The sequence below is a fragment of the Brevundimonas sp. genome (assembly GCF_032055285.1).
Lineage (GTDB): Bacteria > Pseudomonadota > Alphaproteobacteria > Caulobacterales > Caulobacteraceae > Brevundimonas.
On record NZ_DAMBRE010000005.1, the window covers coordinates 64440 to 77575 of the forward strand.

A 13136-nucleotide genomic window follows, 5' to 3' on the forward strand; every position below is an offset into this window, starting at 1 on the left:
CCTTCGCATGAACCGTCTCGCTATCGCACTCGTCGCCTCGTTGCTCGCCGCCACGGCCCTTCCCGCCGTCGCCCAGAACGCCTCGCAGATCAGCCGCGTGCGCGGCGGCGCCAGCTGCCCTGGCTGCAATCTGTTCCAGGGCGACTTCTCGGGCATGGAGGTGCGCGGTCTCAACCTGGCCGGCGCCCGCCTGCGTCAGGCCGACCTCAGCCTGACCGTCATGAACCGGACCCGCTTCTCGCGCACCGATATGCGCGACGTCGAAGCCTACGGCGGCGTCTTCTCGGGCTCGAACTTCGCCGGGGCCGACCTGACCAACGCCAGCTTCGTCGGGGCCTATCTGGACGGCTCCACGATGTCGGGCGCCAAGCTCAGCGGAACCAACCTGTCAGGCGCTCAGTTGGCCCGCGCGGTCGGCCTGACCCAGAGCCAGCTCAATCAGGCCTGCGGCGACGACGCCACCGTCCTGCCCCGCGGCCTGCGCATTCCGGCCTGCTGAGCGTCGCCTTCGTTACCGCGATTTAAGTAGGGTTATTCGGACGATGAGCGCATTTAGGTAGCGTGATGAAACGCCCGTTTGCCCTCCTCCGTCGCCTGGCCCCCGCAGCCGCAGCCCTCACCGGCGTGCTGGTGGCGGCCCCCGCCTTCGCCGGCGTGGTGAACCTGTCTCAGATGCAGGACCGCGACGTCGCCCGCATGGTTTCCCTGGGCGGCAGCTGCAACCGCTGCGAGCTGTCCGGCCGCGACCTCTCGGGCGCCACCTTCACCGGCGCCAGCTTCACCAACGCCACCCTGGTCGGCGCCACCTTGCGCGGGGCCGAACTTCTGGGCTCAAACTTCGCCGGCAGCGACTTCAGCCGCGCCGACATGCGCGGCGTCGAGATGATGGGCGCCAACTTCACCAGCGCCGTCTTCGCCAGCGCCAATCTGACCGGCGCCGAGGCCACAGGCGCCAATCTGATCGGAACGAACTTTCAGGACGCCAACCTGTCCTCGGCCGAGTTGAACGGCGCCAACTTCAACCGCGCCGTCCTGACCCGCACCCGCTTCAACAGCAGTGAGATGTTCGGTTCGACCCTGGCCAATGTCCGCGCGACCGGGGCTGATTTCTCCAGCGCCGAGATCAACGCCTCCAACCTGAGCAATGGTGTGTTCGACGGGGCCAAGTTCAACAACGCCTCGCTGGACAGCGCCCGTCTGACCGGCGCCAGCTTCGACCGCGCCAACTTCTCTGGCGCCTCGATGAACCGCACGGACATTCGCGGCGCCGACCTGTCCGGCGCGCGCGGCCTGACCCAGGACCAGATCCACGATGCCTGCGGCGACGGCGCGACCCGCCTGCCCAATGGCCTGACGGTACGGTCGTGCGGCGGCGTCGGCGGCATCCGCGTCATTCGCAAGCCGCCTGCGCCTCCGACCCCGCCCGCGCCGCCGATCCCGCCGCGTCAGCGCAATCTGGTCATCGCCTCAGGCCACTAAGGCCCCACAGATCATCCAAACAAAAAGGGCGGCCCGCGAAGGCCGCCCTTTCCAATTCACCTGACGGCCGCCGCTTACTTGAGCGGCAGGGCCGTGCGGATCGACAGTTCCTTCAGCTGCTTGTCGGCGGCCTCGGCGGGCGCGCTCATCAGCAGGTCCTGGCCCTGCTGGTTCAGCGGGAAGGCGATGACTTCGCGGATAGCCGTCTGGTTGGCCAGCAGCATGACGATGCGGTCGATGCCCGGGGCCAGACCGCCGTGCGGCGGAGCGCCGAAGCGGAAGGCGTTCAGCATGCCGCCGAACTGCTCCTCGACCACCGAGGCGTCGTAGCCGGCGATCTCGAAGGCCTTCAGCATGATCTCGGCCTTGTGGTTCCGGATCGCGCCCGAGCACAGCTCATAGCCGTTGCAGACGATGTCGTACTGATAGGCGCGGATGGTCAGCGGGTCCTGCGTCTCCAGGGCCTCCAGACCGCCCTGCGGCATCGAGAACGGGTTGTGCGAGAAGTCGACCTTCTTCTCTTCTTCCGACCATTCGAACATCGGGAAGTCGACGATCCAGCAGAACTTGAACTGCTCCTCGTCGACCAGCTTCAGCTCCGTGCCGACGCGGGTGCGGGCCAGACCGGCGAACTTGGCGAAGACGGCGGGGTCGCCGGCGGTGAAGAAGGCGGCGTCGCCCTTGCCCAGGCCCAGCGAGGCCATCAGGGCCTCGGTCGGCTCCTGCCCCAGGTTCTTGGCGATGGGACCGCCCCAGGCCTGCTGGTCGTCGGACCAGAAGATATAGCCCAGGCCCGGCTGGCCTTCGCCTTGAGCCCAGGAGTTCATGCGGTCGCAGAAGGCGCGCGAGCCGCCGGTCGGCGCCGGGATGGCCCAGACGGCGTTCTTTTCGTCCGCGCCGAGGATCTTGGCGAAGAGACCGAACCCGCCGTCGCGGAAATGGTCCGACACGTCCTGCATCTTGATCGGGTTGCGCAAATCCGGCTTGTCCGAGCCGTACCACTTCATCGACTGGGCATAGGTCAGACGCTCAAAGCCCTTGTGCTCGAAAGTCTGGCCGAAGTCGTTGGTGAAGGTGTGGGTCCCGTCGATCGGCGACACCGGCTTGCCCTCGCCGAACTCGTTGAACACGCCGTTCATCAGCGGCTCGATAGCGGCGAAGACGTCTTCCTGCGTGACGAAGCTCATCTCGACGTCGAGCTGGTAGAATTCCAGCGAACGGTCGGCGCGCAGGTCTTCGTCGCGGAAGCAGGGCGCGATCTGGAAGTAGCGGTCGAAGCCCGAGACCATCAGCAGCTGCTTGAACTGCTGCGGGGCTTGCGGCAGGGCGTAGAACTTGCCCGGGTGCATGCGCGACGGCACCAGGAAGTCGCGCGCGCCTTCCGGCGACGAGGCCGTCAGGATCGGGGTCTGATACTCAAGGAAGCCCTGCTCGACCATGCGCTGGCGGATCGAGTGGATCACCTTGGAGCGCAAGACGATGTTCTTGTGCAGGGTCTCGCGACGCAGGTCGAGGAAGCGGTTCTTGAGGCGAATCTCTTCCGGGTATTCCGGCTCGCCGAAGACCGGCAGCGGCAGCTCGGCGGCTTCGGACAGGACCTCGACCGAAAGGACTCGCACCTCGATCTCGCCGGTGGGCAGGTTGGCGTTGGTGGTTTCGGCCGAGCGGCTGACCACTTCGCCGTCGATCTTGATGACGCTCTCGGCGCGCAGGCGCTCGACGGCTTCAAAGCCCGGCGTCTCCGGGTGCAGCACCAGCTGGGTCAGGCCGTAGTGGTCGCGCAGGTCGATGAACAGCAGGCCGCCGTGGTCGCGCTTGCGGTGAACCCAGCCCGACAGACGAACATTCGCGCCCGCATCCGTCGAACGGAGGGCGCCGCAGGTATGGGTGCGATAGGCGTGCATGATCGGATATCGTCTGAAAACGGCTGTAGAACAGCGTGAATTAGGAGGGGCGAAAGGCCCATCATCGCCCCGGAAAGTCAAGGCTGGCGGCTAAATCCACAGCGCCGCGCGGTTGTCCACCGTCGCCGAAAACCTGCCCACAGCACGCTGGACGGCCTCTGCTATGGTTTCCACATGACGGCTCTCGGTTCCGACACCCAGCAACTGCGCCTGCCTCTGAGGCAGGAAGCGTCGCAACGCGCGGCTGATTTCGTGGTGTCCGAATCCAATGCGACCGCGACCTCGGTGCTGGCGACCTGGCCCGAAATGGCCGGTTCGGTCCTGTCGATCTTTGGTCCGCCCGGCAGCGGCAAGAGCCACCTGGCCGCTGCATGGGTCGAGCGCACGGGCGCGGTCGCCCTGCACGGGGCCGAGGCGGCCCTGGTCGATCCCATCGAGCTGGAAGGCCAGTTCGTGCTTCTGGACCGCGCCCAGGACGCCGACGACGAGAGCCTGTTCCACCTGATCAACCTGACCCAGTCCGGCGGCGGCGCCCTGCTGCTGGTGTCGCGTGATCCGCCGTCGGCCTGGCTCTGCGACCTGCCCGATCTGCGCTCGCGCCTGAACGCCATCCGCACCGTGGGCATCGAAGCGCCCGACGACGTCGTCCTGGGGGCCATGCTCAAGCGCGCCTTCGCCACCCGCAACATCACGCCGGGCGAGGAAGTCATCGACTATCTGGCCCGCCGCATTGACCGCTCGGCCGACGCGGTCGAACGCATCGTCGACCAGTTGGACGCCTATCACCGCCCGGTCACCCGTGTTCTGGCCCGCCAGGTTCTGGGCGACAGCGACGAGATGTCTGACTGATTACGCCACATCGCGGTTGCAGCCGTCACAGGCCCGCGCGACAACACTCAAATGACTGAAATCGCGCCCATCGCCGTCGACACCACCGGTGAGGAAGTCCCCTCCTCGCGCGCCCCGCAGCTGGAGCTGTCCGAGGCGCTGATCACCTCGCCCGAGCGCTTCATCAACCGCGAACTGTCGTGGCTGGCCTTTAACGGACGCGTGCTGGAAGAAGCCGCCAACGAGGGGCATCCGCTGCTGGAGCGGGTTCGTTTCCTGTCCATCTCGGCCAACAACCTGGATGAGTTCTTCATGACCCGCGTGGCGGGCCTGAAGGGGCAGGTGCGCGAGCGGGTCCGCGTGGTCTCACCTGATGGTCTGACCCCCGCCGAACAGCTGGAACAGGTCAACGCCGCAGCCGGGGGCCTGATGGCCGAGCAGCAGCGCCGCTGGCGGGTCCTGCGCAAGGAAATGGCCGCCGCCGGTATCGAGGTGGTCGAAGCCGCCAAGATCACTCGCACCGAGCGAGAACGCCTGGAACCCGAGTTCCTCAGCCAGTTGTTCGCCGTGCTGACGCCTATGGCGATCGACCCGGCCCACCCCTTCCCCTTCCTGCCCAACCTGGGCTTCTCGCTGGCGCTGAAGCTGCGCCGCAACAGCGACAACCGCGTCCTCTACGCTCTGGTGCCGGTGCCGACCCAGGTGCGTCGCTTCTGGGCCCTGGCGACGGACGGGCGCTCGGCGCCGGGCCGCAAGCGCTTCGTCTCGCTGGAAAACCTGCTGCTGCTCTTCATCGACCACCTCTTCCCGGGGTGCGAAATCCTGGAAAAGGGCCTGTTCCGCCTGATCCGCGACTCGGACATCGAGATCGAGGAAGAGGCCGAAGACCTGGTCATGGAGTTCGAGGAGGCGTTGAAACAGCGCCGCATGGGCTCGGTCGTCCGCATCAAGATCCAGGCCTCCATGCCCGAGGACCTGCGCGACTTCATCATCGCCGAACTGCACGCCCAGCCCCAGGACGTGGTTCTGGTCGAGGGGATGTTGGGTCTGGCGCAGCTGGCCGAACTGATCCCCGGCGGCCACCCGGACCTGAAGTTCAAGGGCTATGAGCCGCGCTATCCCGAGCGCGTCCGCGACAACGGCGGGGACATCTTCGCGGCGGTTCGTGAAAAGGACATGCTGATCCACCACCCGTTCGAGAGCTTCGACGTGGTGGTGCAGTTCCTGCGCCAGGCGGCGCGCGATCCCAACGTCATCGCCATCAAGCAGACCCTGTACCGCACCTCCAAGGACAGCCCCATCGTCGCCGCCCTGATCGAGGCGGCCGAAAACGGCAAGAACGTCACCGCCCTGATCGAGCTGAAGGCGCGCTTCGACGAGGAAGCCAACCTGCGCTGGGCGCGGCAGATGGAACGGGCCGGCGTCCACGTCGTCTTCGGCTTCGTGGAATACAAGACCCACGCCAAGCTGAGCGTGGTGGTGCGGCGCGAGGGCGACGCCTTACGCACCTACTGCCACTTCGGCACCGGCAACTATCACCCGACGACGGCCAAGATCTACACCGACCTCAGCCTGTTCACCTGCAACCCGGTCCTGGGCCAGGATGCGACGCGGGTGTTCAACTACATCACCGGCTATGCCGAGCCGGATGAGCTGGAAGCCCTGGTCGTTTCGCCGCTGAACATGAAGACCTCCCTGCTCGAGATGATCGGCAAGGAGATGTCGGCCGCCGCCAAGGGCAAGCCCGCCGCCATCTGGGCCAAGATGAACGCCCTGGTCGATCCCGAGATCATTGACGCCCTGTATCGCGCCAGTCAGTGGGGCGTGCGCATCGAACTGGTCATTCGCGGCATCTGCTGCCTGCGTCCCGGCGTGCCGGGCCTGTCGGAGAACATCCGGGTCAAGTCGATCGTCGGCCGCTTCCTGGAGCACAGCCGTATCATCGCCTTCGCCAACGGCCACGACCTGCCCAGCAACAAGGCGCGCCTCTACATCTCGTCCGCCGACTGGATGCCGCGCAATCTGGATCGCCGGGTCGAGCTGATGACGCCAATCCTGAACGCCACGGTCCACGATCAGGTGCTGGATCAGATCATGGTCGCCAACCTGAAGGACGATGCCCAGAGCTGGACCCTGGCCGCCGACGGAACCTATCACCGCGTCACGCCCTCCGGTCCTGAACGTCCCTTCTCGGCCCACAAGTATTTCATGACCAATCCCAGCCTGTCCGGTCGCGGTCGCAAGGTGAAGACCCTGCCCGGCGCACTGTCCTATTCGGGTCTCAAAGCCCGGAAGCGCCGCTGATGGGCGTCGAGGCCGAATATCCGTCGCGTCAGATCGCCGTCATCGACATCGGCTCCAACTCGGTGCGCCTGGTGCTGTACCGGCTGGAAGGCCGCGCGGTCTGGACCATGTTCAACGAAAAGGTCCTGGCCGGTCTGGGCCGCGATCTGGCGGCGACTAGGCGCCTGTCCGTGCCCGGCGTCGTCTTGGCCATGACAGCCCTGCGCCGCTTCGCCGCTGTCATCGAGGGTGTGCAGCCGGACCAGACCATCATCGCCGCCACCGCCGCCGTGCGTGAGGCCGAAGACGGCGCCGACTTCTGCGCCCGCGTGGCCGCCGAGACGGGCCTCCAGGTCCGCGTCCTCAGCGGCGAGGAGGAAGCCCGCTATTCGGCGCTTGGCGTCCTGGCCGGCGCGCCGGGATCACACGGCGTGGCCGCCGACATGGGCGGCGCCAGTCTGGAGCTGACCCGGATCGGCGCCGGCGGACGCAATCGCCCGCTGGACAAGGGTGTAACCCTGCCGCTGGGCCCCTTCGCCCTGACCGATCCCAAGGGGTTCGACGTCGACCGTCTGCGCTCGCGCATCGCCAAACGGCTGGCTCCTGTGGCCGAGACCTACGCCACGACCGATCTGCACGCGGTCGGCGGGGCCTGGCGCAGTCTGGCCCAGATGCACATGGCCCAGACAGACCATCCCCTGCGGATCGTCCACGAATACGCCATGACCGCCGCCGATGCGCGCGACCTGGCCCGTCTGGTGGCGCGCCAGTCCAAGGCCTCGCTGGAAAAGCTGCCGGGCGTGTCCAAGCGCCGCGCCGAGACCCTGCCCTACGCCGCCCTGGTGCTGGACGGCCTGATCGAGGCCCTCGGCCTGAAAACCGTGACCTTCTCCGCCTGGGGCGTGCGCGAGGGTCTGCTCTACGCCGGCCTGTCGCCCGAGATGGCGGCGGTCGATCCCCTGCTGGCGGGCTGTTCGGCCTGGGGCGGCCGCCAGGGCGTGGACCCGGCCTTGCCGCGCGCGCTGGACGGCTGGCTGCAGCCCGTGGTCTCGGCCATGCCCGAGGCCTTTGGCGAGGAGCGCGACGCCCTGCTGACCGCCTCGGTCTGCCGACTGGCGGACCTGGGCGCCCGCCTGCACCCGGACCACCGGGTCGATCTGGTCTTCGATCAGGTGTTGCGCTCGCCCATTCCGGGTCAGACCCACGCCGAACGCGCCTTCCTGGCCGTGGCCATGAACGCTCGCTATGGCGGCGAGGCCAAGACCCCCGCCCCCGAGACCGTGAACCGTCTGCTGCCCGCAGCCGGCCAGAAGCGCGCCCGCGCCCTGGGCCTGGCCATGCGACTGGCCTGCGACCTGTCAGGCCGCTCACCGCAACTGCTGGCCAACGCCGCCGCCACCGTCGAGAAGGGCGCGCTGCGCATCACCGCAGCTGAAGGCTACGCCGACATGCTGCTGGGCGAACAGACGCGCCGCCGCGCCAAGGCCCTGGCCGAAGCCATGAACCTGACTCTGAAAATCTAGAGGGACGATCCCATGCCCGTGACCGGAATCGGCGGCTTCTTCTTCCGCTCAAAGGACACAAAGGCCCTGGCCGACTGGTATCTGACCCACCTCGGCGTCGGGGCGCCGGAAAATGTCTGGATCTGGAACCAGCAGGCGGGGCCGACCGTCTTCGCCCCGTTCAAGGAAGACAGCGACTATTTCGCCGCCGACCACCGCTGGATGCTGAACCTGCGGGTCGAGGGGCTGGACGACCTGATCGCCTCGCTGAAGGCCGCGGGGATCGAGGTCATCACCAAGCCGGAATGGGACGCGACCCCCGAGATCGGACGCTTTGCGCGCATCCACGATCCCGAGGGCAATCCGATCGAGCTGTGGGAGCCGGCGTCGCCGCCAGCCTCCTAGGCCCTAGCCTTCGATTTCGACCACTTCGACACGCGAACCATTCAGCACCAGGGCGATCTCGCCCTTCTTGAGCTTCAGCGCGTCGTCGCCGAACAGCTGACGGCGCCAGCCCTTCATGGCCTCGACGTCGGCGTTGTCGTCGTTGGCGATCTTTTCCAGATCGGCGACGTTGGCGATCAGCTTGGTGGCCACGCCCGCGTTGTCGCTCTTGGCCTTCAGCAGCACCTTCAGCAGTTCGACCACCGAGGGCGGCGCCGGCTGGCTGTGCGCCGGGCGCTCCAGCTTGGGCGCGTGGGCTTCAGGGTCGGCCAGAACGCGCTTCAGCTCAGCGGCCAGTTCCAGACCCAGGCGCGAACCGCCAAAGCCCTTGGGCACGGAACGCAAACGGTTGAAGGCCTCGGGATCGGTCGGCGCCTGAACGGCGATTTCGTCGATGCCTTCGTCCTTCAGGATACGGCCGCGCGGCTGGTCGCGTTCCTGGGCCGCGCGCTCGCGCCAGACGGCGACGGCGACGAAGGCGGCCAGATACTTGGCGCTGAACTTCTTAGGCTTCAGCCGCTTCCACGCATTCTCGGGCGTGGTGTCATAGAGGGCCGGATCGGTCAGGGCGCCCATTTCGGACATGACCCAGTCCAGACGACCTTCCTTCTGCAGCCGATCGCGCAGCTTGGGATAGAGGGCGGCCAGATGGGTCACGTCGCCTAGGGCGTAGGTCAGTTGCGCATCCGACAGCGGGCGACGCGCCCAGTCGGTGAATCGGCTGCCCTTGTCCAGTTCCTGACGCAGCATCTGGCGGACCAGCTGCTCATAGCTGACCTGATCACCGAAACCGGCGGCCATGGCGGCGACCTGAGTGTCGAACATCGGCTTGGGCATGGCGCCCAGGCGGTTGAAGATTTCGACGTCCTGACGCGCGGCGTGGAAGACCTTGATGATCGATTCGTCGCGCAGCAGGGCGAGGAAGGGCTCAAGGTCCAGATCCTCGGCCATCGGGTCGATGATCGCAGCATCCGTGGGCGAAGCGGCCTGGATCAGGCACAGCTTGGGCCAGTAGGTCGTCTCGCGCATGAATTCGGTGTCGACCGTGATGAACGGGGCCTTGGCCAGGCGTTCGCAGAAGTCGATTAGCGCGTCATTGGTGGTGATTGGCGTCATTCCGATGCTATAGCCCCGCGCGACGCCGTCGTGGCAAGAGCGCTTCGACAGATTTTCGCCCCCGATTTCGAGCCGTGACCGATGAGCGACACCCCTGAAACCCTGAAAAACGGCCTTACCTACGCCGATGCGGGCGTGGATATCGACGCCGGAGAAATGTTGGTCGACGCGATCAAGCCCCTGGCCAAGTCGACTCGCCGCCCCGGCGCCGAGGCTTCGCTGGGCGGATTCGGCGCCCTGTTCGACCTGAAGGCCGCCGGTTTTGAAGACCCGCTGATCGTCACCACGACGGACGGCGTCGGCACCAAGCTGAAGATCGCCATCGAAACCGGCCGTCACGACGGCGTGGGCGTCGATCTGGTCGCCATGTGCGTCAACGACCTGCTGGCGCAGGGCGCCGAGCCGCTGATGTTCCTGGACTACTACGCCACCGGCAAGCTGGACGTGGACGCCGCGCGTCGCGTCGTCGCCGGCATCGCCGAGGGCTGCCGCCAGTCGGGCAGCGCCCTGGTCGGCGGCGAAACGGCCGAAATGCCCGGCATGTATTCGGGCGGCGACTATGATCTGGCCGGCTTCTCGGTCGGCGCGGTCGAGCGCGGTCAGGTTCTGCCCTATCTGGACCAGCAGAAGGTCGGCGACATCATCATCGGTCTGGCCTCCTCGGGTCCGCACTCCAACGGCTACTCGCTGATCCGCAAGGTGGTCGAAAAGTCCGGCCTGGCCTGGGGCGACGACGCTCCCTTCGCCAAGGACAAGACCCTGGCCCAGGCCCTGATGGAGCCGACCCGCATCTATGTGAAGCCGGTCCTGCCGCTGATGAAGGCCGGTCTGATCAAGGGCGCGGCCCACATCACGGGCGGCGGCCTGATCGAAAACCCGCCGCGCTGCATCGCCGAGGGCCTGCAGGCCGCTTTCGACTGGAACGCCTGGGCATTGCCCCCCGTCTTCGAATGGCTGGGTCAGGTCGGCGGCATTTCCGACCATGAACTGCGCCGCACCTTCAACTGCGGCGTCGGCTTCATCCTGATCGTCTCGCCGGAAAACGCCGAGCCGGTCCTGGCCGCCCTGCTGAACGCCGGCGAGGAAGCCTTCATCTGCGGACAACTGGAAGCCGCCTGAGCTTCCACCGCCTGAAACGACAAAGGCCCCGGTCGCGAGACCGGGGCCTTTTTCTTTGGTCCGCTCACCCCGACCGAAGCCGGAGTGAGCAAAATCGGATCAGCGCACGCCGCCGTTCTCGGTCTCGTCGTAGAACTTGGCCAGATCGACGTGCAGTTCCTCGAGCGCCTTGCGGCTCGTGTACATCATGTGCCCGCCCTCATAGTAGGTGAACTCCAGGTTCTGACGCAGCTTGGGTTCCAGCATCATCTGGGCCAGGTCGAACTCGGTCGAGAAGAAGGGCGTGGCTGCGTCATAGTAGCCGTTCAGCGCCAGCACCTTCAGATGCGGATTGCGCCGCATGGTCGTGGCCAGATCGATCGCCGTGTTCGGCGTGGTCTGCATCCCGCCCACAGGCGGACGGTGACTCCAGTTCCAGTTGAATCCCGGCAAGCCGCGCGCCGACTGGCGATAGTCCATGTCGGTGCGGAAATTCAGCGTATTGGCGATGTAGTCGTTGAAGACGCCGAAATAGGCCCCGGTGATGGCGCTGCTCGACGGGTCTTCCTCCGGCTCGCCGCCCACGGCGTCGGCGTCCATGCCCAGATAGCGGGTGTCCAAACGGCCGATGGTCTCGCGACGATCCCGCAGCAGCTCCTTGCGGAACGGCGACAGCTCGACCCTCAGGTTGGCGTTGTCGATGAAGGTCGGCGAGACGCCGATCAGGTCGCTCATTTGCTGGGCGATGCTGGCGCGTTCGGCGTCCGAGATCATGTGCCCCTTGGCCAGAGCGGCCGCATAGGGCCCCATGGCGAAGTCACGCGCCCTCTGGACGTGGGCTTCAACCGTGGCGGGACGGTTCGGCACCTTGTTGTGATACCAGGCCGTCGCCGCATAGGTCGGCAGCAAGGTGATGAAGTTCTGCGCATAGCCCGGCTGGCGCACGCCGTAGTTCATGATCGACGACAGCAGGATGACGCCGTTCAGCGACATGCCGCGGCTTTCCAGCTGATGCGCCACGGCGCCCGTTCGCAGGGTGCCGTAGCTTTCGCCCAAGACGTATTTCGGGCTGGACCAGCGGTTGAACTTGCTCGTGTAGCGCATGATGGCGCGGGTGAAGGCGTCGGCGTCCTGATCCACGCCCCAGAAGGTCGAACCCGGCGTCTCGGCCAGCGGGCGCGAATACCCGGCGCCGACCATGTCGATGAAGACCAGATCGGTCTTGTCCAGCAGGGTCATGTCGTTGGGGCCGACGTTGAAGGGCGCCGGGCGCTCGACCACCGGATCATCCGTCAGCACCCGGACCGGCCCGAAGGCGCCCATGTGCAGCCAGACCGTCGGCGAGCCCGGCCCGCCGTTGTAGAGGTAGGTCACCGGCCGACGCCCGACCGGCTGGCCGTCCAGGGTATAGGCGACGTAGAACAGGCTGGCCGTCGGCATGCCCGCGTCGTCGCGAATGGTCAGGGTGCCGGCCGTGGCCTTGTAGCGCATGGCGCGGCCGTGGGCGGTGATCGAATGGCTGGTCGTCACCTCCTTCTCTTCCGGCGTGGCGCGGGCCCAGTTGCGCTCTACCTGCTCGGCGTTGGCGTTGCGCAGACGGTCCGAGGCCGAACGGACCGGGCCCGAGCCGCCGCCGGACGCTTCCTGAGCCGTGGAAACCATCGGCACAGCCAGGATCACCGCCGCACAGGCAGCAGTCAGCAGATGACGCATTATGAAACTCCCCCTCACGCGCCGGACATCCCGGCGCCGGGACGCTAACGCCAAGCGGGGCCGTCCGGCAACGGACTTTATAACGCCCAGATCAGCGGCATGGGCTTGCCAAGAGGCGACGACGGTCGCATCCCTCCCGCCTCCCCGATCTGTCGCCCGAGCCGCTCCATGACTGAAACCCACAAGCCCAAGACGCGCGTGGCGGTGCTGATCTCCGGCTCCGGCTCGAACATGGCCTCGCTGATCGCCGCCAGCCAGGCGGAGGACGCGCCCTATGAGGTGGTGGTCGTCGTTTCCAACATCGCCGACGTGGCGGGTCTGGATAAGGCTCGCGCCGCCGGGGTGGAGGCCCTGACGGTCGAGCACAAGGCGTTCGGCAAGGACCGCGAGGCGCATGAACGCGCCATCGACGCCCTACTGGTTGAACGCGACGTCGAGGTCATCGCCCTGGCCGGCTACATGCGCCTGCTGACGCCGTGGCTGGTGCAGAAATGGGCGGGGCGGATGCTGAACATCCACCCGTCGCTGCTGCCTCTCTATCCCGGTCTGAACACCCACGCCCGCGCCATCGAGGCCGGCGACGCCGAGGCAGGCTGCACCGTCCACGTGGTTACCGAAGGCGTCGACGAAGGCCCCGTCCTGGGACAGGCGCGCGTGCCGATCCTGCCCGACGATGACGCCGACACCCTGGCCGAGCGGGTCAAGACGGCGGAGCACAGCCTGTATCCGCAGACCCTGGCGGCCTTCGTCGCGCGCTGAAGCCCAGCCC

General features: G+C 66.8%; 11 protein-coding genes. 8 read left to right on the plus strand and 3 right to left on the minus strand.

All coding sequences use genetic code 11. The features are described from left to right. Positions 1-7 precede the first annotated feature (7 nt). Positions 8-499 carry a pentapeptide repeat-containing protein gene (locus RTY13_RS12745; RefSeq protein ID WP_312783925.1) on the plus strand — a complete coding sequence of 164 codons (492 nt, stop codon included), beginning with the start codon at positions 8-10 and terminating at the stop codon, positions 497-499. 65 nt (positions 500-564) lie between these two features. Beyond that, positions 565-1479, plus strand: a complete 915-nt coding sequence (locus tag RTY13_RS12750; RefSeq protein WP_312783927.1) for a pentapeptide repeat-containing protein — start codon at positions 565-567, stop codon at positions 1477-1479. A 74-nt stretch (positions 1480-1553) separates the two neighbouring features. On the opposite strand, the gene aspS is transcribed toward RTY13_RS12750, so the two are convergent. Further along, positions 1554-3383: an aspartate--tRNA ligase gene (gene aspS / locus RTY13_RS12755; protein ID WP_312783929.1), complete on the minus strand. Its 1830-nt coding sequence runs from the start codon at positions 3381-3383 to the stop codon at positions 1554-1556. A gap of 174 nt (positions 3384-3557) precedes the next feature. Between aspS and RTY13_RS12760 the strand changes: the two genes are divergently transcribed. The 4 genes from RTY13_RS12760 to RTY13_RS12775 are packed head-to-tail and all read left to right on the plus strand — an operon-like array spanning position 3558 to position 8401. After that, positions 3558-4232 carry a DnaA ATPase domain-containing protein gene (locus RTY13_RS12760; protein ID WP_312783931.1) on the plus strand — a complete coding sequence of 225 codons (675 nt, stop codon included), beginning with the start codon at positions 3558-3560 and terminating at the stop codon, positions 4230-4232. 51 nt (positions 4233-4283) lie between these two features. Then, positions 4284-6515: an RNA degradosome polyphosphate kinase gene (locus RTY13_RS12765; RefSeq protein WP_312783933.1), complete on the plus strand. Its 2232-nt coding sequence runs from the start codon at positions 4284-4286 to the stop codon at positions 6513-6515. Further along, on the plus strand, positions 6515-8017 hold the full coding sequence (locus RTY13_RS12770) for a Ppx/GppA phosphatase family protein (RefSeq protein ID WP_312783935.1): 1503 nt from the start codon (positions 6515-6517) through the stop codon (positions 8015-8017). Before RTY13_RS12765 ends, RTY13_RS12770 begins: the two co-directional genes overlap by 1 nt. A 12-nt stretch (positions 8018-8029) precedes the next feature. Next, positions 8030-8401 carry a VOC family protein gene (locus tag RTY13_RS12775; protein WP_312783937.1) on the plus strand — a complete coding sequence of 124 codons (372 nt, stop codon included), beginning with the start codon at positions 8030-8032 and terminating at the stop codon, positions 8399-8401. 3 nt (positions 8402-8404) lie between these two features. Here RTY13_RS12775 and rnd read toward each other — a convergent pair whose 3' ends face one another. Beyond that, positions 8405-9556 carry a ribonuclease D gene (gene rnd, locus RTY13_RS12780; protein ID WP_312783939.1) on the minus strand — a complete coding sequence of 384 codons (1152 nt, stop codon included), beginning with the start codon at positions 9554-9556 and terminating at the stop codon, positions 8405-8407. An 81-nt stretch (positions 9557-9637) separates the two neighbouring features. On the opposite strand from rnd, the gene purM reads away from it, so the two are divergent. After that, positions 9638-10675: a phosphoribosylformylglycinamidine cyclo-ligase gene (gene purM, locus RTY13_RS12785; protein WP_312783941.1), complete on the plus strand. Its 1038-nt coding sequence runs from the start codon at positions 9638-9640 to the stop codon at positions 10673-10675. Between the two features lie 99 nt (positions 10676-10774). Here the strand turns inward: purM and RTY13_RS12790 are convergent, their stop codons facing one another. Next, positions 10775-12367, minus strand: a complete 1593-nt coding sequence (locus RTY13_RS12790; protein ID WP_312783943.1) for a S10 family serine carboxypeptidase-like protein — start codon at positions 12365-12367, stop codon at positions 10775-10777. 168 nt (positions 12368-12535) lie between these two features. On the opposite strand from RTY13_RS12790, the gene purN reads away from it, so the two are divergent. Then, positions 12536-13126, plus strand: coding sequence for a phosphoribosylglycinamide formyltransferase (gene purN / locus RTY13_RS12795; protein ID WP_312783944.1), 591 nt, complete (start codon positions 12536-12538; stop codon positions 13124-13126). Positions 13127-13136: the final 10 nt, after the last annotated feature.

What these genes read in the sequence shown, in the direction of transcription:
- RTY13_RS12760 (WP_312783931.1), top strand. Translation starts at nt 3,558, where the DNA reads ATGACGGCTCTCGGTTCCGACACCCAGCAACTGCGCCTGCCTCTGAGG.
- RTY13_RS12765 (WP_312783933.1), top strand. Translation starts at nt 4,284, where the DNA reads ATGACTGAAATCGCGCCCATCGCCGTCGACACCACCGGTGAGGAAGTC.
- RTY13_RS12775 (WP_312783937.1), top strand. Translation starts at nt 8,030, where the DNA reads ATGCCCGTGACCGGAATCGGCGGCTTCTTCTTCCGCTCAAAGGACACA.
- RTY13_RS12790 (WP_312783943.1), bottom strand. Translation starts at nt 12,367, where the DNA reads ATGCGTCATCTGCTGACTGCTGCCTGTGCGGCGGTGATCCTGGCTGTG.
- RTY13_RS12750 (WP_312783927.1), top strand. Translation starts at nt 565, where the DNA reads ATGAAACGCCCGTTTGCCCTCCTCCGTCGCCTGGCCCCCGCAGCCGCA.
- rnd (WP_312783939.1), bottom strand. Translation starts at nt 9,556, where the DNA reads ATGACGCCAATCACCACCAATGACGCGCTAATCGACTTCTGCGAACGC.
- purN (WP_312783944.1), top strand. Translation starts at nt 12,536, where the DNA reads ATGACTGAAACCCACAAGCCCAAGACGCGCGTGGCGGTGCTGATCTCC.
- aspS (WP_312783929.1), bottom strand. Translation starts at nt 3,383, where the DNA reads ATGCACGCCTATCGCACCCATACCTGCGGCGCCCTCCGTTCGACGGAT.
- RTY13_RS12770 (WP_312783935.1), top strand. Translation starts at nt 6,515, where the DNA reads ATGGGCGTCGAGGCCGAATATCCGTCGCGTCAGATCGCCGTCATCGAC.
- purM (WP_312783941.1), top strand. Translation starts at nt 9,638, where the DNA reads ATGAGCGACACCCCTGAAACCCTGAAAAACGGCCTTACCTACGCCGAT.
- RTY13_RS12745 (WP_312783925.1), top strand. Translation starts at nt 8, where the DNA reads ATGAACCGTCTCGCTATCGCACTCGTCGCCTCGTTGCTCGCCGCCACG.